At 70.6% G+C, this 1,328-nt stretch carries 1 protein-coding gene; it reads left to right on the forward strand.

Going from position 1 to position 1,328, the window contains the following annotated elements:
- Window positions 1-1,213 (forward strand): IS701 family transposase (locus tag ACIP37_RS37750; RefSeq protein WP_400812604.1); only part of this gene is annotated, 1,213 nt, incomplete at its 5' end.
- Window positions 1,214-1,328: the final 115 nt, after the last annotated feature.

The raw sequence follows: 1,328 nt of genomic DNA on the forward strand, positions 1-1,328 counted from the left end.
GGAGATGTTCGAGGCGTTTACGCGCGCGGATCAGCATCGCTGGGGGCAGGCGTATGTGCGGGGACTGCTGTTGGACGGGCGGCGCAAGTCGGTGGAGCCGATGGCCGCGCGGCTCGGTGAGGACGGCAACCGGCAGGCGCTGGCACACTTCGTGACCACCAGCCCGTGGGACCCGGCGCATGTGCGGGCCCGGCTGGCCTGGAGGATGCAAGCCGAGCTGAAGCCGACGGCGCTGATCATCGACGACACGGGGTTCCTCAAGGACGGGGACGCCTCCGCGTGCGTGTCGAGGCAGTACACCGCAACCGCGGGCAAGGTGACCAACTGCCAGGTGGGCGTCTCGCTGCACCTGGCCACCGACCAAGCCTCCTCCGCCGTCGACTGGCGGCTGTTCCTCCCCAGGTCCTGGGATCCTGCCTCCGACAAGGCCGATCCGCTCAAGGTGGCCCGCCGCCAGCAGTGCGGCATCCCGGTGGACCTGGGGCATGTGGAGAAGTGGCAGCTCGCCCTGGACATGATCGACGAGACCCGTTCCTGGGGCGTGGATGTCCCGCTGGCCGTCGCGGACGCCGGCTACGGCGACACGGCCGCGTTCCGGCTGGGCGTGAACGAGCGCGGGATGAACTACGTCGTGGGCATCTCCACCACCCTCAGCGCCCAGCCGGGCTCCGCCCGGCCCCTCACCCCGCCCTACAGCGGGACCGGACGGCCGCCGGTGGCCCGGTATCCCGATCCGGCGAAGAGCGTGAAGGCGCTGGTGATCGAGGCGGGACGCGGTGCGGCCAGGCCGGTGTCCTGGCGCGAGGGCTCACGCCCGGGCAGGGGCCGCACGGGGTGCAAGCGCATGTACTCGCGGTTCGTCGCGCTGCGGGTGCGACCCGCCGGACGGGAGATCCGCGACCGGGCCGACGGTGCGGAACTGCCCGAGTGCCGGCTGCTGGCCGAGTGGCCCGCCAAGGAGCCCGAGCCGGTGCAGTTCTGGCTCTGCGACCTGCCCGCCGACACCCCGCTGACCACCCTGGTCCGCCTGGCCAAACTCCGCTGGCGCATCGAGCACGACTACCGGGAGATGAAACAGGCCCTGGGACTCGCCCACTTCGAGGGCCGCACCTTCAACGGCTGGCACCACCATGTCACCCTCGTCGCCCTCGCCCACGCCTTCTGCACCCTGCGGAGGCTGGCCCGTGCCCCAAAAGAAACGGCACCGGCCTGAGTCTCTACCAGGTCGTCCGCGAAATGCAGTTCCTCCTCGCAACCTGGGCCGGCGCCTGCCCCACCTGCCACCGCGACATACCCACATCCATACAAACCTGACCAAGCCCTACTAG

Source organism: Kitasatospora sp. NPDC088861, assembly GCF_044750105.1.
Classification (GTDB): Bacteria; Actinomycetota; Actinomycetes; order Streptomycetales; family Streptomycetaceae; genus Kitasatospora.